This is a genomic window from Mycobacterium sp., from assembly GCF_044342925.1.
Lineage (GTDB): Bacteria > Actinomycetota > Actinomycetes > Mycobacteriales > Mycobacteriaceae > Mycobacterium.
Genome location: NZ_JBIIOV010000043.1, coordinates 1 through 21,096 on the forward strand (window position 1 = coordinate 1; position 21,096 = coordinate 21,096).

Annotated in this window: 18 protein-coding genes; 10 read left to right on the top strand and 8 right to left on the bottom strand. The window is 68.9% G+C overall.

All coding sequences use genetic code 11. The annotated features are described in order from the left end of the window. Positions 1 to 859, bottom strand: an 859-nt coding sequence (locus ADBZ6I_RS06695) for an alpha/beta fold hydrolase (RefSeq protein ID WP_526382157.1), incomplete at its 3' end; no start/stop codon positions are given. 56 nt (positions 860 to 915) lie between these two features. On the opposite strand from ADBZ6I_RS06695, the gene ADBZ6I_RS06700 reads away from it, so the two are divergent. The 3 genes from ADBZ6I_RS06700 to ADBZ6I_RS06710 are packed head-to-tail and all read left to right on the top strand — an operon-like array spanning position 916 to position 3,827. After that, on the top strand, positions 916 to 1,131 hold the full coding sequence (locus ADBZ6I_RS06700; protein WP_526382123.1) for a ferredoxin: 216 nt from the start codon (positions 916 to 918) through the stop codon (positions 1,129 to 1,131). Beyond that, positions 1,128 to 2,534 carry an NAD(P)/FAD-dependent oxidoreductase gene (locus ADBZ6I_RS06705; RefSeq protein WP_526382125.1) on the top strand — a complete coding sequence of 469 codons (1,407 nt, stop codon included), beginning with the start codon at positions 1,128 to 1,130 and terminating at the stop codon, positions 2,532 to 2,534. Before ADBZ6I_RS06700 ends, ADBZ6I_RS06705 begins: the two co-directional genes overlap by 4 nt. An 18-nt stretch (positions 2,535 to 2,552) precedes the next feature. Further along, positions 2,553 to 3,827 (top strand): cytochrome P450, encoded by a 1,275-nt coding sequence (locus ADBZ6I_RS06710; RefSeq protein WP_526382127.1) that lies wholly within the window; start codon positions 2,553 to 2,555, stop codon positions 3,825 to 3,827. Between the two features lie 328 nt (positions 3,828 to 4,155). Here ADBZ6I_RS06710 and ADBZ6I_RS06715 read toward each other — a convergent pair whose 3' ends face one another. Next, entirely contained in the window at positions 4,156 to 5,076 is a 921-nt protein-coding gene (locus tag ADBZ6I_RS06715; protein WP_526382129.1) for a universal stress protein, read from the bottom strand. A 113-nt stretch (positions 5,077 to 5,189) separates the two neighbouring features. Beyond that, entirely contained in the window at positions 5,190 to 5,918 is a 729-nt protein-coding gene (locus ADBZ6I_RS06720) for a peroxiredoxin (RefSeq protein ID WP_526382131.1), read from the bottom strand. Between the two features lie 388 nt (positions 5,919 to 6,306). On the opposite strand from ADBZ6I_RS06720, the gene ADBZ6I_RS06725 reads away from it, so the two are divergent. From ADBZ6I_RS06725 to nei2, 5 genes are read left to right on the top strand one after another with little or no spacing between them, the layout of a single operon-like run. Next, positions 6,307 to 10,797 (top strand): DEAD/DEAH box helicase, encoded by a 4,491-nt coding sequence (locus tag ADBZ6I_RS06725; protein WP_526382133.1) that lies wholly within the window; start codon positions 6,307 to 6,309, stop codon positions 10,795 to 10,797. Then, the gene (locus ADBZ6I_RS06730; protein ID WP_526382135.1) at positions 10,798 to 11,529 is read left to right on the top strand and encodes a (Fe-S)-binding protein; all 732 of its coding nucleotides are present in this window, start codon (positions 10,798 to 10,800) and stop codon (positions 11,527 to 11,529) included. It abuts the gene before it with no gap. 7 nt (positions 11,530 to 11,536) lie between these two features. Then, the gene (locus ADBZ6I_RS06735; protein WP_526382137.1) at positions 11,537 to 12,937 is read left to right on the top strand and encodes a LutB/LldF family L-lactate oxidation iron-sulfur protein; all 1,401 of its coding nucleotides are present in this window, start codon (positions 11,537 to 11,539) and stop codon (positions 12,935 to 12,937) included. Then, positions 12,934 to 13,551 (top strand): LutC/YkgG family protein, encoded by a 618-nt coding sequence (locus ADBZ6I_RS06740; RefSeq protein ID WP_526382139.1) that lies wholly within the window; start codon positions 12,934 to 12,936, stop codon positions 13,549 to 13,551. The genes ADBZ6I_RS06735 and ADBZ6I_RS06740 overlap by 4 nt, the downstream gene beginning before the upstream one ends. A 6-nt stretch (positions 13,552 to 13,557) precedes the next feature. Beyond that, entirely contained in the window at positions 13,558 to 14,334 is a 777-nt protein-coding gene (gene nei2, locus ADBZ6I_RS06745) for an endonuclease VIII Nei2 (RefSeq protein WP_526382141.1), read from the top strand. On the opposite strand, the gene ADBZ6I_RS06750 is transcribed toward nei2, so the two are convergent. From ADBZ6I_RS06750 to ADBZ6I_RS06770, 5 genes are all read right to left on the bottom strand, one after another. Continuing rightward, the gene (locus ADBZ6I_RS06750; protein WP_526382143.1) at positions 14,303 to 14,851 is read right to left on the bottom strand and encodes a sulfatase; all 549 of its coding nucleotides are present in this window, start codon (positions 14,849 to 14,851) and stop codon (positions 14,303 to 14,305) included. The two genes, nei2 and ADBZ6I_RS06750, sit on opposite strands and share 32 nt — an antisense overlap. 45 nt (positions 14,852 to 14,896) lie before the next feature. After that, positions 14,897 to 15,088: a hypothetical protein gene (locus ADBZ6I_RS06755; RefSeq protein ID WP_526382145.1), complete on the bottom strand. Its 192-nt coding sequence runs from the start codon at positions 15,086 to 15,088 to the stop codon at positions 14,897 to 14,899. 130 nt (positions 15,089 to 15,218) lie between these two features. After that, positions 15,219 to 16,091, bottom strand: coding sequence for a pseudouridine synthase (locus tag ADBZ6I_RS06760; protein ID WP_526382147.1), 873 nt, complete (start codon positions 16,089 to 16,091; stop codon positions 15,219 to 15,221). Further along, positions 16,091 to 17,836 (bottom strand): glycerol-3-phosphate dehydrogenase/oxidase, encoded by a 1,746-nt coding sequence (locus ADBZ6I_RS06765; protein WP_526382149.1) that lies wholly within the window; start codon positions 17,834 to 17,836, stop codon positions 16,091 to 16,093. The genes ADBZ6I_RS06760 and ADBZ6I_RS06765 overlap by 1 nt, the downstream gene beginning before the upstream one ends. Before the next feature lie 37 nt (positions 17,837 to 17,873). Beyond that, positions 17,874 to 19,304 (bottom strand): NAD(P)H-quinone dehydrogenase, encoded by a 1,431-nt coding sequence (locus tag ADBZ6I_RS06770; protein ID WP_526382151.1) that lies wholly within the window; start codon positions 19,302 to 19,304, stop codon positions 17,874 to 17,876. A 99-nt stretch (positions 19,305 to 19,403) separates the two neighbouring features. On the opposite strand from ADBZ6I_RS06770, the gene ADBZ6I_RS06775 reads away from it, so the two are divergent. Together ADBZ6I_RS06775 and ADBZ6I_RS06780 are read left to right on the top strand one after the other, a co-directional pair. Then, entirely contained in the window at positions 19,404 to 19,883 is a 480-nt protein-coding gene (locus ADBZ6I_RS06775) for a gamma-glutamylcyclotransferase family protein (RefSeq protein ID WP_526382153.1), read from the top strand. Next, on the top strand, positions 19,884 to 20,996 hold the full coding sequence (locus tag ADBZ6I_RS06780; RefSeq protein ID WP_526382155.1) for a glycosyltransferase family 4 protein: 1,113 nt from the start codon (positions 19,884 to 19,886) through the stop codon (positions 20,994 to 20,996). It begins immediately after the preceding gene. The last annotated feature ends 100 nt before the right edge of the window (positions 20,997 to 21,096 follow it).

The following is a 21,096-nucleotide window of genomic DNA, read 5'->3' on the forward strand; positions in this document are numbered from 1 at the left end:
CCGAGGAGGCGGCGGTGTTGGTCAGCCAGTACAGCGTCACGTCATCGAGCATCTCGTCGCGGCTCAGCGCGTTCTCGGGATGCCCGTCGCAGTCGGTCCAGGCCCAGAACTTCTCCACGATCCACGCCAGCTGGCCCACCGGCGAATCCGCCAGTCCGTAGCCGAGGGTCTGCGGGCGCGTCGCCTGTTGTTTGGAATAGCCCGAATCCCACTTCTCGTAGTGGGCGAAGGCTTCCAGTGCCGCCACTTCGGCCGGCGTCGGGTTGTCCATCGGACCCGACGGAACAGCCACCGGCATGTTGAGGTGAATGGCGATGCAGCCCCGCCCGTTCTGACCGATGCGGGTGGTCACCGCCGATCCCCAGTCACCGCCCTGCGCGCCGTACCGGTCGTAGCCGAGCCTGTCCATCAACGTGTCCCATGCCAGCGCGATGCGTTCGATCGTCCAGCCCGCCCGGGTGGGTTTGCCGGAGAATCCATAGCCCGGCAGCGAGGGACAGACCACATGGAAGTCCTCGGTGAGCAGCCCGATGACTTTGGCGAACTCCAGCACCGATCCGGGCCAGCCGTGGGTGATCAGCAGCGGCAGCGCATCCGGATTGGCGCTGCGCTGGTGAATGAAATGGATGTCCAGTCCGTCGATGTCGGTGACGAACTGGTCGAAGGCGTTCAGCCGAGCCTCGCAGGCGCGCCAGTCATAACCGCTGGCCCAGTACCGCGCCAGGTCCTGGACATAGGCCAACGGGACGCCTTGGCTCCAATCGTCCACACACTCCGGGTCCGGCCACCGGGTGCGGGCCAGGCGCTGCCGGAGGTCGGCGAGGTCTGCCTCGGGTACCTCGATCCGGAACGGGCGGATGGTCGGATCGATGTTCACCATGCGGCCGATTATGGCGGTCGCTAGTGTCGTTGACCATGCGTCTGGTGGTCGATCTCAATAAGTGCCAGGGTTACGCGCAGTGCGTGCCACTGGCGCCGGAGGTACTCAAGCTCGTCGGCGAGGAAGCGCTCGCCTACGATCCCAACCCCGACGATTCCCAGCGGCAGCAGGTGCTGCGCGCGGTGGCGTCCTGCCCGGTGCAGGCCATCATTGCGGAACTGGATCCACCGGCCGACCGGGATACCAAGTGAGCAAGAAGAAGTACTCCTTCGAGAAGATCGTCAAGAAGTTCCGCACCGAGGGCCGCATCGTCATCGTCGGCGCCTCACTGGCCGGGCTGCGCGCGGCGGAAGCCTTGCGCGAGAAGGGTTTCGAGGGTTCGCTGACCATCATCGGCGACGAGCCGCACGAACCCTACGACCGCCCGCCGCTGTCCAAACAGGTGCTCAAGGGCTGGGTGCCCGCCGACCACACCAAACTGCCTCGGTTGCGCCGGGTGGACGCCGACTGGAAGCTGGGCGTCGCCGCGGTGGGCCTGGACCGGATCAATCACCTCGTGAAACTGGGCAACGGCGAGGAGGTCAGCTACGACCGACTGCTGATCGCCACCGGCACCCGCGCCCGGCCCTGGCCCAACGCGCAAGAGGCCGCGCTGCAGGGCGTGTTCACCGTCCGCACCGTCGAGGACGCAGCCGGACTGCAGGCCGCCCTGGCTGCCCGGCCGCGGCGGGTGCTGACCGTCGGGTCCGGTTTCGTCGGGTCCGAGATCGCCTCGGTCTGCCGGGATCTGGATCTGCCGGTGACGGTGACCGAACGGGGCAGCGGTCCGCTCAAGGGCGCTCTGGGTGGGGTCATCAGCGATATCGCCGCGGGCATGATGCGCGACGCCGGAGTCGATCTACGTACTGGTGTTTCGGTCACAGCTTTGACCGGTGATGCCTCCGGCCATGTGCGACAGGCAACGCTGTCCGACGGCACCGTACTCGACGTCGACGTGGTGATCCCGTCGCTCGGGTCGGTGCGCAACGTGGAGTGGCTCGACGGCGCCGGCCTGGCCACCGGACAATGGGGTGTCGGCTGCGACGCCGGTTGCCGCGCGTACGACATCAACGGCGTGGTGACCGATCACATCTTCGTCGCCGGCGATATCGCCCGCGCACCGCATGTGCTCTACGGCTACCAGTACCTGGCCCTGGAACACTGGGACAACGCGGTGTCCGGCGCCGAGGTGGCCGCCAACAACATGCTCAATCTCGAGGTGGGCCGCCGGCCGCACCTGCCGCTGCCGTCGTTCTGGTCCGGCCAGTTCGGGGTCAACATTAAAAGCGTCGGGGTGTGCTCGTTCGGCGACGAGATCGTCTTTACGCAGGGCTCTCCGGAGGACCGCCGGTTCGCCGCCGCCTACGGCAAGAACGGCCGGATCGTCGGCGCGGTCACCTTCAACCACGGCAAGTGGCTGCCGTACTACGCCGAGTTGATCGAGCGCTCAGCGCCGTTCCCGCCGCCCCCGCCCGGTTACGACCAGCCCACTGAATCCGAGGTGATGCCGGCCCGCTTCCCGGACCCGCGCGAGCCCGCCGGTAATCCCGACGTGGTGCTCACCGGACACGACCCGACCGACCGCCGCGCCGAGTTCCGGCCCCGCAGCCACTAGCCGAGGAGCAGGAGAACGATGGATCCCGCACACGCATGGGCCGAGGCGATGAAGTTCGCCAACCGGCCCAACCCGTACCCGTTCTACGAGGAGCTCCGCAGGACCCCGGTGGCCAAGGTCTCCGACAAGACCTACGTCGTGACCGGCTACCCGGAAGTTCTTGCGCTGGCTCATGATCCGCGGATCAGTGTCGATGTCAGCCGCAGCCCGTCGGGATTCTTCGGCGAGAAGGTTGTCCAGCTGGACCCGGCCGAGGCCGCCCAGAACCGCAACTGGAGCATGCTGGTCACCGACCCGCCCGAGCACGACGTCATGCGGCGGCAGTTCATGCGGCACTTCGGCCCGCCGCACACGCCGGACCTGATCCCCAGCATGGAAGGGTTCGTCGTCGACAAGGCCAACGAGCTGCTGGATGCGGCGGCCAAGAGAGCCAAGGACAGCGGCTCGCATCGCATGGACGTCGTCGAGGACTTCTCCTACCCGATCCCGGTGTCGGTGATCTTCCGGGTGATGGGCGCGCCGATCGAGGACGAACCGAAATTCCACGCCTGGGTGAACGATTTCATGCAGGCCGCCGACGTCGGCCCGGAGCGCGACACCCCGGAGGGAAAGGCCGCGATCGAGAAGGCCAATCTGAGTTCGGCCGACTTGGCCGCCTGGCTCGACGGTCTGGTGGAGCGATTGATTCGCGAGCCGGGCCCGGGCCTGCTGTCGGCGGCGTTGCACGACGACGGTCCGGACGGCCCGGTGTCGGCGCGGGTGGCCAAGGCCAACGCCCTGCTGCTGATGATCGCCGGCCACGACACCACCGTGAACACGATCACCAACGCGGTGATGACGCTGCTGCGCAACCCGGGCTCGTGGGACCTGTTGCGCGACAACCGTGACCTGGTTCCCCGCGCTGTCGAAGAGGTGCAACGGCTGCAGGGCGCGGTCCAGTTCGCCGTCAGCCGCTGGGCGATGACCGACATCGAGGTCGGCGGCACCCGAATTCCGGCCGGGTCGGCGATCTTCCTGGCTTTCGCCGCCGCCAACCGGGACCCGCGCCGGTTCCCCGAGCCCGACCGGTTCGACCCGATGCGCCAGGACAACGAACACCTCGGGTTCGGCAGCGGCATCCACACGTGCTTCGGCGGCCCGTTGGCCCGGCTGGAGATCAACCTGGCGCTGGAAGTGTTCCTGCGCCGGGTCAAGTCCCCCCGCCTTGTCGCCGACCCGCCGCCCTACCGGCACAACCAGGTGTTCCGCGGGCCGCGGCATCTGTGGATCGACTTCGCGGAGATCACCGACTAAGCCCCACGGCATTCACCGCTGGATTCCCGACGAACTGGCGGCGAAGCTGGTGCCAGATTCGCATCGATCAGAGCATCGATCTCGATCTCATCGCCGAGCGCATCAGGGCGCTGGGCGCCAAGGCACCCGGCAGCTACGCCGAGTTCTCCAGGTTGACCAGCATCGCGGAGTCCCCGGGAGTCAAGAGTGCCACCGAGATGATCCGTGATCTGGTTGCCGGGCAGCGCACGACGAGCCGACCGCTACCTGCTCACGCAACGCATGCAGATTCACGAGAAGACGGCCTGGATGCTACGCAGCCTTCTTGAGGACTGAGGCCGTCGCGGCTTCAGTCGTTGCGCGGCGTGCGGGCGATGATCACCGGAATCCGGGCGGCGTTGACGACGGCGGCGCTGACCGAGCCCAGCAGCATGCCGGGGAATCCGCCGCGGCCGTGGCTGCCGACCACCACCAGCTGGGCCTTTGCGGCTTGTTTGAGCAGCCTCGGTGCGGGCTGGTCGCACACCACGTCCTTGTGGACGACAACGTCGGGATAGCGGTCGGTCCATCCGCACAGACGCTCGGCGAGTAGTTCTTCCTCTTGCACTTTGATGTTGCGCCACTCGATGGGGGCCCAGCCGACGCGCGCTATGCCCGCGGAATTCATATCGCTCCAGGCGTGCAAGGCCACTAGGTCGACACCACGTCGGGAAGCTTCGTCGAAAGCGATTTCCGCTGCCAACTCTGAGGTGGGTGAGCCGTCGATGCCGACGACCACCGGAGCGTCTGGAGAGGGTGTCGTCGCCGGCTCGTCGTGATGGATGACGGCGACCGGGCAGTGCGCATGGTGGGCCGCCCCTGCGCTGACCGAGCCGAGCAGGACCTGCGTGACCCCGCCATGACCGCGACAGCCCACCACGAGCATTTCGGCGTGCTTGGACAATTCGACCAAGGCCGGCACCGTCTGCTCATGGAGTACCTCGCTGCTGATGAGGTCTGCGTGCGACGGGGCGGCCGCGACGGCGGCCGAGTGCGCCTGCTCGATGGCCTGGGCTGCCTGCTCTTCCTGGAGTTGGGCGTAGTCGGCCGGTATCGGGACGCCCGACCAGCCCTGGGCAGCACCTGTGACGATGGGTGCGACAACGTGGACGATCTTCAGTGCCACGTTGCGCATCTCTGCGTCCCGCGCCGCCCACTGCACCGCTTCCGTAGAGGACGCTGAACCATCGACGCCGACGATGAGTCCCTGGTGATGGTGATGTTGTGACACGGTGCCCCCGAGAAGTTGTCAGTTGAGTATTCAATTGGTGATATCCACAGTAGGTCTGGCGAGCGGGTCCACCGAGCCGATCCTTTAGTTGCCGGCTGGGGCCGCCCCATGCGTCACATCCCCTTCAGCCGAATCGCCGATTCGATCTGTTCGGCGGGGATCGCTTTGGTGCAGAAGAACCAGTCCTCGCACTCCACACCGTCGTCGTGGCCTTCCATGCGGTCCTTGGCGGTTCCGCAGGACCCGGCGGGAGGCACGATCACCGGCTCACCCGGCTGCCAGTCGGCCGGGGTCGCGACGTCGTAGTGGTCCGCTGTCTGCAGCGCTTTGATCAGGCGCAGCAACTCGTCGAAGTTGCGGCCGGTACTTAGCGGGTAGTAAATGACGGCACGCACAACGCTTTTGGGGTCGATGACGAAGACGGCGCGCACCGCTTTGGTGGAGTCCTCGCCGGGCATGATCATCCCGTACTTGCGGGCGATGTCCATCGAAATGTCCTCGATCAGCGGGAAGGTCACCTCAACGTCCGTCATCCCACGGAAGGAGATCCTCTCCTTGATGGTGCGCAGCCAGGCGATGTGGCTGTAGAGGCCGTCGACCGAGAGTCCGAGCAGCTCGGTGTTGTAGTCCGCAAAGTCGTTCTGCATTGAGGCGAAGGTGACGAACTCGCTGGTGCATACCGGGGTGAAGTCGGCTGGGTGGGAGAAGAAAATCACCCACTTGCCCGAATAGTCGGCTGGGAAGTTGATCGGCCCCTGAGTGCTCACCGCGGTAAAGGACGGGGCCGGATCGCCGATGCGAGGCATGCCGACGTTCGGCGTGGTCGTCTCTAGTGTCGTCATGATGACCTCCAACTTTTGGACTGATTTCAACTCACTATATACCCCCACGGGTATGCGGTCGAATTCGGCCCTGTGGGTCGAGGGCCGATTTCCTTTTTCTAGTAAATCAGGGACCAGCTGAACTATTGGACGAAACAAGGTGGCTACTTCAACTTGTGCAGGCAGCTCGAAAAGGCGGGTGCGCCACAGTTCGCCGAACGAGTCCGTAAGCATCTTCAGGCTTGTCAGCCGCCGTCCTGAGCGAGCAGGGGATGCTCCCGCTGTTTATGGCGCGCGTCCGTGCCGGGGTCTGCCTGCGAGGTGCATGCGTGTCCCGCGCCGCGTGGCGTGTCGGCGTAGCAACACGGCACGTTCGCGGTGAGGGCCGCCAGGCTGGCACTCTGGTGAGGTGGCCCCCGACCCGCTGGACCGGTTCTCGCCGCTGACCCGGCGCTGGTTCACGGGCACCTTCGCCGAGCCCACGCTGGCCCAGGCCGAGGCGTGGAACGCGATTGCCGACGGCGACCACACCCTGGTGATCGCGCCGACCGGGTCGGGCAAGACGCTGGCGGCCTTCCTGTGGGCCATCGACCGGCTGGCCGACCCGGATGTGGACAGCACCGGGGCAGGCACCCGGGTGCTCTACATCTCCCCGCTCAAGGCGCTGGCCATCGACGTCGAACGCAACCTGCGCACGCCGCTGACCGGGATCTCCCGGATCGCCGAGCGGGACGGCCTGCCGGTGCCGCAGATCACCGTCGGCGTCCGGTCCGGCGACACCCCGCCGCAAGCCCGCCGTCAGCTGATCGTCAACCCGCCGGACATCCTCATCACTACGCCTGAGTCACTGTTCCTGATGCTGACCTCGGCCGCCCGCGAGACCCTGTCCGGGGTGAGATGCGTGATCGTCGACGAGGTGCATGCCGTCGCGGGCACCAAACGCGGCGCGCACCTGGCACTTTCGCTCGAGCGCCTCGACTCGCTGCTGGAATCCCCGGCGCAGCGGATCGGACTGTCGGCGACGGTGCGCCCGCCGGAGGAGGTGGCCCGCTTTCTGACCGGCGGCCCCGGCGGTAGGCCGACACGGATCGTCGACCCGCCGGCGGCCAAGACCTTCGACCTCGCCGTGCAGGTTCCCGTGCCCGATATGACGAACCTGGAGAACAACACCATCTGGCCCGACGTCGAGGCCCGCATCGTCGACCTGATCCAGACACACACCTCCACCATCGTCTTCGCCAATTCCCGGCGATTGGCAGAGCGGATCACCGCGCGCATCAACGAGATTCACGCCGAGCGGTCCGGTGACGAGCAACAGTTGGCGCGCGCCCACCACGGTTCGGTGTCCAAGGAACAGCGCGCCGCGGTCGAGGACGATCTGAAGACCGGGCGGCTGCGGGCGGTGGTGGCCACCTCCAGCCTGGAACTGGGCATCGACATGGGCGCGGTGGACCTGGTGATCCAGGTGGAGGCCCCGCCGTCGGTGGCCTCCGGTCTGCAACGGGTCGGCCGGGCCGGCCACCAGGTCGGCGAAATCTCCCAGGGCGTGCTGCTACCCAAGCACCGCACCGATCTGATCGGCTGCGCGGTGAGCGTGCAGCGGATGCGCGAGGGTGCCATCGAATCCATGCGGGTGCCGGCCAACCCGCTGGATGTGCTGGCCCAGCACACGGTGGCGGCCTGCGCCCTGGAGCCACTGAGTGTCGAGGAGTGGTTCGACACCGTGCGCCGCAGCGCGCCGTTCGCCACCCTGCCGCGCAGCGCCTTCGAGGCCACCCTGGACCTGCTGAGCGGCAAGTACCCGTCGACCGACTTCGCCGAACTGCGACCCCGGCTGGTCTACGACCGCGATACCGGCATCCTCACCGGGCGGCCTGGCGCGCAACGGCTGGCCGTCACCTCCGGGGGCGCCATCCCGGACCGCGGTCTGTTCACGGTGTATCTGGCGACTGACAGTGAAAAGCCCTCGCGGGTGGGTGAGCTCGACGAAGAGATGGTGTACGAGTCCCGGCCCGGCGATGTCATCGCCCTGGGCGCCACCAGCTGGCGGATCACCGAGATCACCCATGACCGGGTGCTGGTGGTGCCCGCGCCGGGCCAGCCGGCGAAGCTGCCGTTCTGGCGGGGCGACGCCGCGGGCCGCCCCGCCGAACTCGGTGCCGCGATCGGTCGGTTCACCGGCGAGCTGGCCGGGCTGGACCGGGCAGCGTTCGACACCCGTTGTGCCGGAATCGGTCTGGACGCATTCGCCGCCGACAACCTGTGGCGGCTACTGTCCGATCAGCGGGAGGCCACCAACGCGGTTCCCAGCGACAGCACACTGGTGGTGGAGCGGTTTCGCGACGAACTCGGCGACTGGCGGGTGATCCTGCACTCCCCATACGGGCTCAAGGTGCACGGCCCGCTGGCGCTGGCGGTTAGCCGGCGCCTGCTCGAGCGCTACGGCATCGACGAGAAACCCACCGCCAGCGATGACGGCATCGTGGTGCGCCTGCCCGACACCGATGACACCCCGCCCGGCGCGGAGATCTTCGTCTTCGACGCCGAGGAGATCGAGCCGCTGGTGACCAACGAGGTGGGCGGGTCGGCGCTGTTCGCATCCCGGTTCCGCGAATGCGCGGCCCGCGCCCTGCTGCTGCCGCGGCGCAGCCCGGGTAAGCGCTCGCCGCTGTGGCACCAGCGCCAGCGCGCCGCTCAATTGCTCGATGTGGCAAAGAAATACCCCGACTTCCCGATCGTGCTGGAAGCCGTGCGGGAGTGTCTTCAGGATGTCTACGACGTGCCCGCCCTGACCGACCTGATGGACCGCATCGCTCAGCGCCGGGTCCGGCTTCTCGAGGTCGAGACCCCCACCCCGTCGCCGTTCGCCGCCTCGCTGCTATTCGGTTACGTCGGGGCGTTCATGTACGAGGGTGACAGCCCGCTGGCCGAACGGCGCGCGGCGGCGCTGTCGCTGGACACCGCCCTGCTGGCCGAACTGCTCGGCCGGGTGGAACTGCGGGAACTACTCGACGCCGAGGTGATCGCCGCGACCGAGCGGCAACTGCAGCATCTCGCCGAGGACCGGCGCGCCCGCGACGCCGAGGGGGTGGCCGACCTGCTGCGCCTGCTCGGGCCGCTGACCGAGGCCGAAATCGCTGAGCGCTCAACGGCGTCCGACATCGGGGCGTGGTTGGAGGGTCTGCGCGCCGCCAAACGGGTGCTGCAGGTCTCCTACGCCGAGCGCACCTGGTGGGTGGCGGTCGAGGACATCGGCCGGCTGCGCGACGCGCTCGGCGTCGCGGTCCCGGTGGGGGTGCCGGCGGACTTCACCGAGTCGGTGGCCGATCCGCTGGGCGAACTGCTGGGCCGTTACGCGCGCGCCCGCGGCCCGTTCGGCACCGCGGCGGCGGCCGGCCGGTTCGGCCTCGGCATCCGGGTGGCCGCCGATGTATTGGGTCGAATGGCGTTGGACGGCAGGCTGGTTCGCGGCGAGTTCAGCGACGCAAACGGCCAGGACGCCCAGTGGTGCGACGCCGAGGTGCTGCGGATCCTGCGACGCCGCTCGCTGGCCGCCCTGCGCGCCCAGGTGGAACCGGTCAGCGCGTGCGCCTACGCCCGCTTCCTGCCGGCCTGGCAGCAGATCGGAGCCGGCCGCAACGGCAACTCCGGGATCGACGGCCTGGCCGCTGTCATCGAGCAGCTCGCCGGCGCCCCGTTGCCGGCCTCGGCGGTCGAATCGCTGATTTTCGCCCCGCGCGTGCGCGGCTACTCACCGGCGATGCTCGACGAACTGCTGAGCACCGGGGAGGTGTTGTGGTCCGGGGCCGGGGCCATCTCCGGCAGCGACGGCTGGGTGGTGTTCCACCCTGCCGACACCGCACCGCTGACCCTGAGCCCACCCGCCGAACTGGACCTCACCGATACCCACCGCGCGATCCTCGACATCCTCGGCGGCCCCGGTGAGTCCCGCGGCGCCTTCTTCTTCCGGCAGTTCGCCCCCGAGGTCGGCGAGGAAGCCGCCAAAGCCGCCCTATGGGAACTGGTCTGGGCCGGCTGGGTCAGCGGCGACACCTTCGCCCCGGTACGGGCGCTGCTGACCGGAGGCCGCCGGCCCGGAACCCGCCGTCCGGCCACAGCGGCGCACCGGCACCGCCGGGCGCCGCGGTTGAGCCGATACTCAGTGGCGCACGCCCAAACCCGGCCCGTCGACCCCGCGGTGGCCGGCCGGTGGGCGGCCCTGCCCGCCGCCGACCCGGACTCCACCCTGCGGGCACACTTCACCGCCGAGCTGCTGATGAACCGCTACGGCGTGCTCACCCGCAACGCCGTCACCGCACTGGCCGGCGCGCAGGGCGTGCCGGGTGGCTTCGCCACTCTCTACAAGGTGCTCACGGCGCTGGAAGAAGCCGGGCGCTGCCAGCGCGGCTATTTCGTGGAGTCCCTGGGCGGCGCGCAGTTCGCGTTGCCGTCCACGGTCGACCGGCTGCGCGGCTACGCCGACGCCGTCGACGCCGTCGACGCCGGGCGGCGGGAGTTCGACACCGTGGTACTGGCAGCCGCCGACCCCGCCAACCCGTACGGTGCCGCACTGCCCTGGCCCACCCGCCCCGACTCCGAGACCGGCCACCGCCCGGGCCGTAAGGCCGGTGCGCTGGTCGTGCTGGTCGACGGTGCGCTGGTCTGGTACCTCGAACGCGGCGGCCGTTCCCTGCTGGACTTCGCCGCCGAACCCAACGCCGAAGCCAGAGCCGCGGCCGCCGGGGCGCTGGCCGATTTGGTCCGCGCCGGGACGTTGCCGGGCATATTGGTGGAGAAAGTGGACGGGGTGCCGGTACTGCAGGCCGCGGGAACCGACCCGGTGGCTGCACTGCTGGCCGCCGGCTTCACCCGCACCCCGCGTGGGATGAGGATGCGTTAGATGCGGATCGCGCTGTTCGTCACCTGTCTGGCTGACGCGCTGTTCCCCGCTGCCGCCATCGCCACGGTGCGACTGCTGGAGCGACTCGGCCACCAGGTGGTGTTCCCCGACCGGCAGACCTGCTGCGGCCAGATGCACGTCAACACCGGATATCAGCGCGAGGCCGTCACTCTGGTGCGCCACCACGTCGAGGTGTTCGAGGCCGCCGGATGTGACGTCATCGTGGCACCGTCCGGATCCTGTGTGGGCTCGGTGCGCCATCAGCACGCGATGGTGGCCCGCCGGGCCGGGGACGAGGCGCTGGCCGGCCGCGCCGAGGCGGTCGCCGATCGCACCTACGAGCTGTCCGAGCTTCTCGTCGACGTGCTCGGCGTCAGCGACGTCGGCGCGCACTACCCGCACACGGTGACCTACCACCCGACCTGCCACTCGCTGCGCATGATTCGGGTGGGCGACAAGCCACTGCGGTTGCTGCGTCAGGTGCGCGGCCTGACGCTGATCGAACTGCCGATGGCCGAAACCTGTTGCGGTTTCGGCGGAACGTTCGCGATCAAGAACGCCGACACCTCCGCGGCCATGCTGGACGACAAGATGGCCGCCATCGCGCAGACCGGCGCGCAGGTGTGCACCGCCGGTGACGCGTCCTGTCTGATGCACATCGGCGGCGGCCTGAGCCGGGCCGGCTCCCCGGTGCGCACCGTGCACCTCGCCGAGATCCTGGCCTCGACGTGAGGACGACATGAGTAATTTGCGCGGCGAACAGCCGTTCCCGAAGGCGGCCCGCACGGCGCTGGCCGACACCCAGATGCGGCGCAACGTCGGCCATGCCACCCGCTCGATCCGCACCAAACGTGCTGCCGCAGTAGCCGAATGCCCGGACTGGGAGCAGCTGCGGCTGGCCGGCAGCACAATCAAGCAGGATGTGCTGGCCCGGCTGCCCGAACTGCTGGAACAACTGGAGCGCAACGTCACCAAGCGCGGCGGGACGGTGCACTGGGCGCGTGACGCCGAGGAGGCCAACCGGATCGTCACCGACCTCATCCGCGCCACCGGGGCCGTCGAGGTGGTCAAGGTCAAGTCGATGGCCACCCAGGAGATCGGGCTCAACGAGCACCTGGAGACCCAGGGCATCGCCGCCATCGAGACCGACCTGGCCGAGTTGATCGTTCAGCTCGGCGACGACTGGCCCAGCCACATCCTGGTGCCCGCCATCCACCGCAACCGCGCTGAGATCCGCGACATCTTCACCCGCCGGATGCCCGACGCCGGTGAGCTGACCGACGATCCGCATGTGCTGGCCATGGCCGCCCGCCGCTACCTGCGCACCAAGTTCCTCTCGGCGCGGGTCGCGGTGAGCGGAGCCAACTTCGGCGTCGCCGAGACCGGCACCCTGGCGGTGGTGGAATCCGAAGGCAACGGCCGGATGTGCCTGACGCTGCCGCAGACGCTGATCACCGTGATGGGCATCGAGAAGGTGATTCCCACCTTCGCCGACCTTGAAGTGTTCATGCAGCTGCTGCCGCGCTCGTCCACCGCGGAACGGATGAACCCCTACACCTCGATGTGGACCGGGATCTACCCGGGTGACGGGCCGCAGGAGTTCCATCTGGTGCTGCTCGACAACGGCCGCACCCGGGTGCTGGCCGACCCGGTCGGCCGGGCCGCGCTGCACTGCATCCGGTGCAGCGCCTGCCTCAACGTGTGCCCGGTCTACGAACGCACCGGTGGGCACGCCTACGGGTCGGTGTATCCCGGCCCGATCGGGGCGATCCTGAGCCCGCAGTTGACCGGCATCTCGACCGGTTCACAGGGCCATGACGACCCCAACGCCTCACTGCCGTATGCCTCGTCGTTGTGCGGCGCCTGTTTCGACGCCTGCCCGGTGCGCATCGACATCCCGTCGATCCTGGTGCACCTGCGCGCCGAGATCGTCGACGCCGACCGTGGCGGAATCCCGAGTGTTCAGGACGTGGCGATGAAAGCCGCTGAGTGGGTGATGGCCTCCCCGCGCCTGTTCGGGCTGGCCGAAAAAGCCGTTCCCGCAGTTCGATTGCTGCCGACGTTCCCACCGTGGACCAACAGCCGGGATCTGCCGGATCCGCCCGCGGAGAGCTTCCGGCACTGGTGGGCGCGCCGATGACCGACACCGCCAGAGACGTCGTGCTGGGCCGCATCCGCGCCGCGCTGGCCGCCGCCCCACCGAACCCGGTTGCCGTCCCCCGCGACTACGCGCGGGAAGCCTTACAGGGAGCTCCCGACATGGCGCGCTTCGCCGAGACCGTCGCCGACTACCAGGCCCGGGTGCTGCGCATCCGTGCCGAGGAGATCGCCGGCACCATCGCCGCCCTGCTGCCGGTCGGGGCCACCGTGGCGGTGCCCGGCGACATCCCGACGGCCTGGGTGGCGGGCCTGTCCACGGTGCCCGACGATCCCCCGTTGAGCAACGCCGCCCTGGATGCGACCGCCGCGGTGGTGACCGGATGCGCCGTGGGTATCGCGGTCACCGGCACCATCGTGCTCGACGGCGGGGCGGCGCAGGGCCGCCGCGCCCTGACCCTGATCCCCGACCACCACATCTGCGTGGTGTTCGCCGGGCAGATCGTCGACACCGTGCCGCAGGGATTCGCCGCGCTGAACCCGTTGCGGCCGTTGACCTTCGTCTCCGGACCGAGCGCCACCAGCGATATCGAACTGGAACGCGTGGAAGGCGTCCACGGGCCCCGGACCCTCGATGTGCTGATCGTGGAGCCCTAACCACCGATGCCCGAGGGCGACACTGTTTTTCGCACCGCCGCCGCCCTGCGCGAGGCACTGGTCGGCCAGACGCTGACCCGCTGCGATGTCCGGGTGCCGCGTTACGCCGCCGCCGATCTGAGCGGCCACCCGGTGGACGAGGTGCTCAGCCGCGGCAAGCACCTGTTCATCCGGGTCGGACCGGCCAGCATCCATTCGCATCTGAAGATGGATGGCAGCTGGCGGATTTACCCGAAGACGCACAGGGCGCCCCGCGACGTGCCCGCCCACAAGATCCGCATCGTTCTGGAAGCGGGCAGCGTCGCCGCGGCCGGGATCGATCTGGGGGTGTTGGAGGTTCTCGACCGTGTGCAGGACGCCGATGCCGTCGCCCACCTCGGACCGGACCTGCTCGGCCCGGACTGGGACCCCGCCACGGCCGCCGCCAACCTGGTCGCCGACCCGGGCCGGCCGATCGCCGCCGCCCTGCTCGACCAGCGGGTGCTGGCGGGAGTCGGCAACGTCTACTGCAACGAGTTGTGTTTCCTGTTCGGACGGCTTCCCACCAGTGCTGTGGACACCGTCAGTGACCCGCTGCGCCTGGTGTCACGAGCCCGGGACATGCTGTGGGCCAACCGGTTACGGATGTCGCGGACCACTACCGGCAACACCCGGCCGGGTCAGCGGCTGTGGGTGTACGGCCGCTTCGGCGAACCGTGCCGCCGGTGCGGAGCCCGGATCTCACGCGCCGGGCAATCCGACGCCGAGCGGGTCAGCTACTGGTGTCCGTCGTGCCAGTCTTGACGTCCGCCATCATCTCGGCGATGGAGGCCTCGATCTCGGTGACGGTGGAGTTGCTCAAGCGCAGCTCGCGGAAGGCGCTGGCATTGATCAGCGTGTTCTCCATGGCTTGACGGCCCTGCGGGTAGAGCGCGGCGATGATGACGGCGGTGCCCGCCTCCAGCGCCTCACCGACCTCGTGCTGCAGTCCGGTCCGCAGTTCATGTTCGGCGACGGCAGCAAGCAGGCCTGCGGTGGCCGCGCCGACGACGAGCGCCAGACCCAGCGGCGGCGCGAAGAGCCCGAACACGACACCCAGTCCGGCGCCCACCCCGGCTGCCACCCTGCCGTGCTTGTTGGCGGCCTCCTGCACTTCGGGTTCACCGTCGGCGTTCTTGGTGACCAACGCGGCGGCCCGTATCTCCAACCCGTGTTCGGCGCGGCGTTCCACCTCGCCGAAATCGGTGCGGGCGGTCTCCCGATCGGAGTACGCCGCGATGAGCACCAGTTGATGGTCGTCGTCCGGAGTTTTCTCGCTCATCAATTCAGCGTAGGCGCGCTCCGGGCCGACGGGTGTCGTCCCTGCTCAGCCCCCCGCAGTGGGCCGCGGGCCGCTCGGCCGCCACGGAAGATCCGGGCGCTCGGGCAGGGTACGGGTGATGGCCGGCCCCAACGACGGATCGTTCCCGTCGGCCATCGGTGTGGACAGATCGACGATCTCGCAGAACCCGGTCGCGATGATCGGCCCGTCCGGTGAGCCGTCGCGGAACTGGATCACCCCTTCGATGAAGCCGCCGGCCAGCCCGACGCCCTCCTGGTTCGGGTGGCTCGGGCCGTGTGGCCGGGACTTTAGTACCAGGTGCCCTTGGGGGTGGTCATGACGCCCGGGCTGACAGTAACGGCTTTCCTCAGTGCAGAGCTCGGCCGGAGACAAATCGTAACAACAAACCATTGGCCGGTTCGAGGAACTCCAGCCGTTGGGCGATCAACATCAGCGGTCGCGAAAAGTTCTGCAGCTCATCGGCATCGACGCACGGGTAGAGCGGGTCGTTGTCGATCGGCACGCCCAGCCCTGCCATATGCACCCGCAACTGATGGGTGCGCCCCGTCCGGGGTGTCAGCCGGTAGCGACCCTCTCCCAGCGGCTCGACCAACGTCTCGGCATTGGGTTCCCCCGGCTCCACGGTGGCCTGCAGGGTGCCGCGCCGCTTGACGATCCGGTTGGAAATCACCTGTGGCGCAGCGAGGCCCGGCTCCACACTGGAGCGGGCCAGGTACGTCTTGGTCACCTCACCGCGGGCGAACATTGTCTGGTAGGCACCGCGCACCTCACGGCGCACGGTGAACAGCAGCACGCCGGCGGTCAGCCGGTCCAGCCGGTGCGCGGGACTCAGTTCCGGCAGACCGAGTTCGCGACGCAGCCGCACCAGTGCGGTCTGGGCGACGTGACGCCCCCTCGGCATGGTGGCCAGGAAGTGCGGTTTGTCGACCACAAGAATGTTGTTGTCGCGGTGCAGGATCGGGATATCGAAGGGCACCTCCACTTCGTCGGGTAGGTCCCGGTAGAGGTACACCACCGCGCCGGCCGGCAGTTCGGTCGTGCCGTCCACCACGGAGCCTCGGGCGTCGACCACCTCCCCGGCGAGTACTCGCGCCCGGCCGTCGGCACCGAAGCGCCGACCGAACTCCTCGGCGACGTTGCCGCCCTGTAGTCGCAGTCGTGTCGGCCCCAGACCGTCGCGCACCGGCAGCGGGGCCGCCGGCCGACTGCGATGTCCCATCAGGGCAGGGGCACCGGCTCGAGAATCTCCGCCCGCGCCTCCGGCGCGGCGGCCCGCAGCGAGTCGGCTGATGCGTCGTCGATCTGGCTCTGGGACAACACTTCCGCCTCGACGCGGGCCTGATAGGTGGACACCTCGCGGTCGACGTCCTCGGGAGTCCAGCCCAGGATCGGGGCGACGATTTCGGCGACCTCCCGCGCGCAGTCCACCCCGCGGTGCGGGTATTCGATGGAGATCCGCATCCGGCGGGTCAGGATGTCCTCCAGATGCAGCGCACCTTCCGCGGCCGCCGCGTAGACCGCCTCCAGCCGCAGATAGATCGGGGCGTCGGCGATCGGCTCCAGCAGGTCCGGGCGGCCCTCGGCCATGCCGAGCACCTCGCCGATCAGCGATCCGTACCGATCCAGCAGATGCCGCACCCGGTAGGGGTGCAGACCGTACTGCTCCCCCACACTCTCGGTCTGGTTGATCAGGGCGAAGTAGCCGTCGGCGCCCAGCAGTGGGACCTTCTCGGTGATCGACGGCGCCACTCGCGCCGGCACGAACTCGGCCGCGGCGTCCACCGCGTCGGCCCCCATCACCCGGTAGGTGGTGTACTTGCCGCCGGCGATGGCCACCAGACCCGGGGTGGGCGAGGCCACCGCATGCTCGCGGGAGAGCTTGGAGGTCTCCTCGCTCTCCCCGGCCAGCAACGGCCGCAGCCCGGCGTACACCCCGTCGATGTCGTTGTGCGTCAACGGGGTCACCAGCACCGTGTTCACGTGATCGAGGATGTAGTCGATGTCGGCCTTGGTGGCGGCCGGATGGGCCAGGTCCAGATTCCAGTCGGTGTCGGTGGTCCCGATGATCCAGTGCGTGCCCCACGGGATGATGAACAGCACCGACTTCTCGGTGCGCAGGATGATCGCCACTTCGCTGACGATGCGATCGCGCGGGACCACGATGTGCACACCCTTGGACGCCCGAACCCGGAACCGGCCCCGCTGACGGGACAGGGCCTGGATCTCGTCGGTCCATACCCCCGTCGCGTTGATCACGACATGCCCACGCACATCGGTCAATTGACCGTTCTCCGAATCACGCACCGTCACGCCGGTCACCCGGTCGCCCTCGGTCAGCAGCGACACCACCTGAGTCGAGTTGCGCACCACGGCGCCGTAGTGCGCGGCCGTACGGGCCACCATCATGGTGTGCCGGGCGTCGTCGACGACGGTGTCGTAGTAGCGAATTCCGCCGATCATGGAGTTGCGCTTGAGGCCCGGCGCCAGCCGCAGCGCGGCCGAGCGGGTCAGATGCTTCTGCGCCGGAACCGATTTCGAGCCGCCCAGCTGGTCGTAGAGGAAAATCCCGGCGGCCATGTAGGGCCGCTCCCAGACCCGGTGCGTCAGCGGGAACAGGAAGGGCAGCGGTTTGACCAGGTGCGGCGCCAGGGTGCTCAACGAGAGTTCCCGCTCGTGTAGCGCCTCGCGGACGAGTCCGAACTCCAGCTGCTCCAGGTACCGCAGCCCGCCGTGGAACATCTTCGAGCTGCGGCTGGAGGTGCCCGACGCGAAATCGCGGGCCTCGACCAGCGCCACGCTCAGACCCCGGGTTGCCGCGTCCAGGGCCGCACCGGCCCCGACGACTCCGCCGCCGATCACCACCACGTCGAACTGCTCGCTGCCCAACCGGTCCCAGGCCTCGACGCGCTGTGCGGGCCCGAGGAACGTCTGGCCATTGCCCGGGCGAAGGATCGGGTCGTTCACTGCCCCTCCTGGGAAGTTACCGGTGAGTATCCACAGGCTAGTCGAGATCGTCGTGAGCCATCAGCCTTCGGGCGGCTTCCACGACCGATCCCGACAGCGACGGGTACACCGACAGGGTCTGCGCCAGATCGGTCACCGAGATGCGGTTTTGCACTGCCAACGCGATCGGCAGGATCAGCTCCGAGGCGATCGGAGCCACCACCACGCCGCCGATCACCACCCCGGTCGCGGGCCGGCAGAAGATCTTGACGAAACCGCGCCGCAGCAGCGACATCTTGGCCCGGGCGTTGGTGCTCAACGGCAGCATCAGCGTGCGGGCCGGCACCGCTCCGCTGTCGATGGCGGTCTGCGGCACGCCCACCGCGGCGATCTCCGGGCGGGTGAAGGTAGCCGAGGCGACGGTGCGCAGCCTGATCGGCGCCACCCCTTCGCCCAGCGCGTGGTACATGGCGATGCGGCCCTGCATTGCCGCCACCGAGGCCAGCGGCATCAGACCGGTGCAGTCGCCGGCCGCGTAGATGCCGGGGGCGGGCGTCCGCGACACCCGGTCCACCGGGATGTAGCCGCCGGCGCCCAGTTCGATGCCGACCCGGTCCAGGCCGAGGCCGGCGGTGTTGGGCACCGAACCGACCGTCATCAGGGCGTGGCTGCCCTCGACGGTGCGGCCGTCGGCGATGGTCACCCGCACTCCGGGCCCCCCGGACGAATCAGTGCGGACCACCGAGTCGGCGCGGGCGTTCTTCACCAGCGTCACACCGCGCTCGGCGAACACCTCTTCGAGGACCGCGGCGGCGTCGCTGTCTTCATGCGGCAGGATCTGATCGCGGCTGGCCACCACCGTCACCGGCACACCGAGTTCGGTGTAGGCGTTGCAGAATTCGGCGCCGGTCACCCCCGAGCCGACGATCACCAGATGGTCGGGCAGTTCGGTGAGGTCGTAGATCTGCCGCCAGTTGAGGATCCGCTCGCCGTCGGGCACGGCGCCGGGCAGCACCCGCGGCGTGGCGCCGGTGGCGATGAGCACCACATCGGCCTTGAGCACCCCGGTCTTGCCGTCCGGCGTGCTGACCTTCACCCGGTGGTGGGCCATGCCGGGAACGTCGTCGATCAATTCGGCACGGCCGCCGACGACATTGACCTTCTCCCGCAACAGTTGGGATCCGATGTCGGCCGACTGGGAGCGGGCCAGCGTCTTGACCCGGTTGTTGATCTGGGGCAATGAAATCTTGGCGTCCTCGATGCCGATGTCGAAGCCCAGCCCCGCGGCCCGGCGCAGTTCGGTGCGCACCCCGGTGGAGGCGATGAACGTCTTGGACGGCACACAGTCGTAGAGCACGCAGGCCCCGCCGATCCCGTCGGAGTCCACCACGGTGACCTCGCTGCCCCGTGCGGCGGCCACCAGCGCGGCTTCGTAGCCCGCCGGGCCGCCGCCGACGATGACGATCCGCTTGGGGGTAGGGGGGGTCACCGCCACAAACTACATTCCCGGGTCGCTTCGCTCCTGCCCTCCGGATCACATCCCGGGTCGCTTCGCTCCTGCCCTCCGGAAACCCTTTACGCTTCCTCTGTGCCTCTCTACGCCGCCTACGGGTCCAACATGGATCCCGAGCAGATGCTGGAGCGGGCCCCGCACTCCCCGATGGCCGGTACCGGCTGGCTGCACGGCTGGCGGCTGACGTTCGCCGGCGAGGACATCGGCTGGGAGGGGGCGCTGGCCAGCCTGGTCGAGGACGTCACGTCCAGTGTTTTCGTGGTGCTCTACGACGTCACTCCCGCCGACGAGGCGAACATGGATCGCTGGGAGGGCTCGGAGATGGGTCTGCACAAGAAGATCCGGTGTCGCATCGAACGCGAATCCTCAGACACCACAACCGATCCCGTGCTGGCGTGGCTGTACGTCGTCGACGCCTGGGAGGGCGGCCTGCCGTCCGCGCGCTACCTGGGAGTGATGTCCGACGCCGCCGAGGTCGCCGGCGCGCCCGCGGACTACGTCCACGACATCCGCACCCGACCGGCCCGCAACATCGGCCCGGGGCCAGCCGAGTAGATGAACGCTCCACGGGTGGCCATGGTCACGGCCCGGGCACTGCCGCTGATGGGCGGTATCGAGACCCATGTCCACGAGGTCTCCCGCCGTCTCGCCGGTCTGGGCGCCGATGTCACGGTGCTGACCACCGACACCACCGGCGAACTGCCCCCCTACGAGACCACCTGCGGCTATGCGGTCCGGCGGTGGCCGTCGTATCCGCGTTCCCGCGACTACTACTTCTCGCCCGGGCTGATCCGTTACCTCAGCCGGGCCCGCCAGGACTACGACGTCGTCCACGTCCAGGGCATCCACACCCTGGTCGCCCCCGCCGCGCTGGCCGCCGCCCGGCGCGCAGGCATCCCGTCGATCCTGACCTTCCACACCGGGGGCCACTCCTCCGGTCTGCGGGAGGCACTGCGGCCGTTGCAGTTCACGGTGCTGGGACCGCTCCTGCGGTCGGCGGCTGCACTGGTGGCGGTGTGCGAGTACGAGCGCCGCAAGTTCGCCGGGATTCTGCGGATTCCCGAATCGCGCATTCAACTCATCAGGAACGGCTGCGACCCGCTGCCGGTCGACGACTCCGCGCCCCGCCCCGACGGCGATCCGCTGCTGGTGTCGATCGGGCGGTTCGAGGAGTACAAGGGCCATCACCGGCTGCTGCGGGCCATGCCGGAGATCCTCAGAACCGCACCCGGAGCCCGGCTGGAGCTCATCGGCAGCGGCCCCTTCGAGCCGCAACTGCGGCAGATGGCGGGTGAGCTCGGGGTCGCCGACAAGGTGACGATCCGCGGTTTCGGGCCGCAGGAACGGGGCGCCTTCGGCAGGGTGGTCTCCTCCGCCGACGCAGTCTGCCTGCTCAGCGCGTACGAGGCGCATCCGGTCGCGGTCATGGAAGCGCTCGGTACCGGCGCGAAGGCACTGGTAGCCGATACGTCCGGACTCTCCGAACTCGGCGAGGCCGGCCTGGCGACCGTCATCCCGCTGGAGGCCTCGCCACGGGAGGTCGCTGCCGCCGCGCTGGCTGTGGCGGCCGCGCCGAAAGCCGCTCCCCCGGCCCTTCCTACGTGGGATGACTGCGCCCGCGACCTCTTGGAGCTCTATCGGAAAGCCACGGGCAGAGTCCAGATCTAGGGCGGTTGGGCCTGAGCGGCCTCGCCGAACCGGATCGCCCGAAGCGGACCATTAGTTGTTGCCGCCTCGGCCTAACCTCCACAATGGGCTTCATGACCGC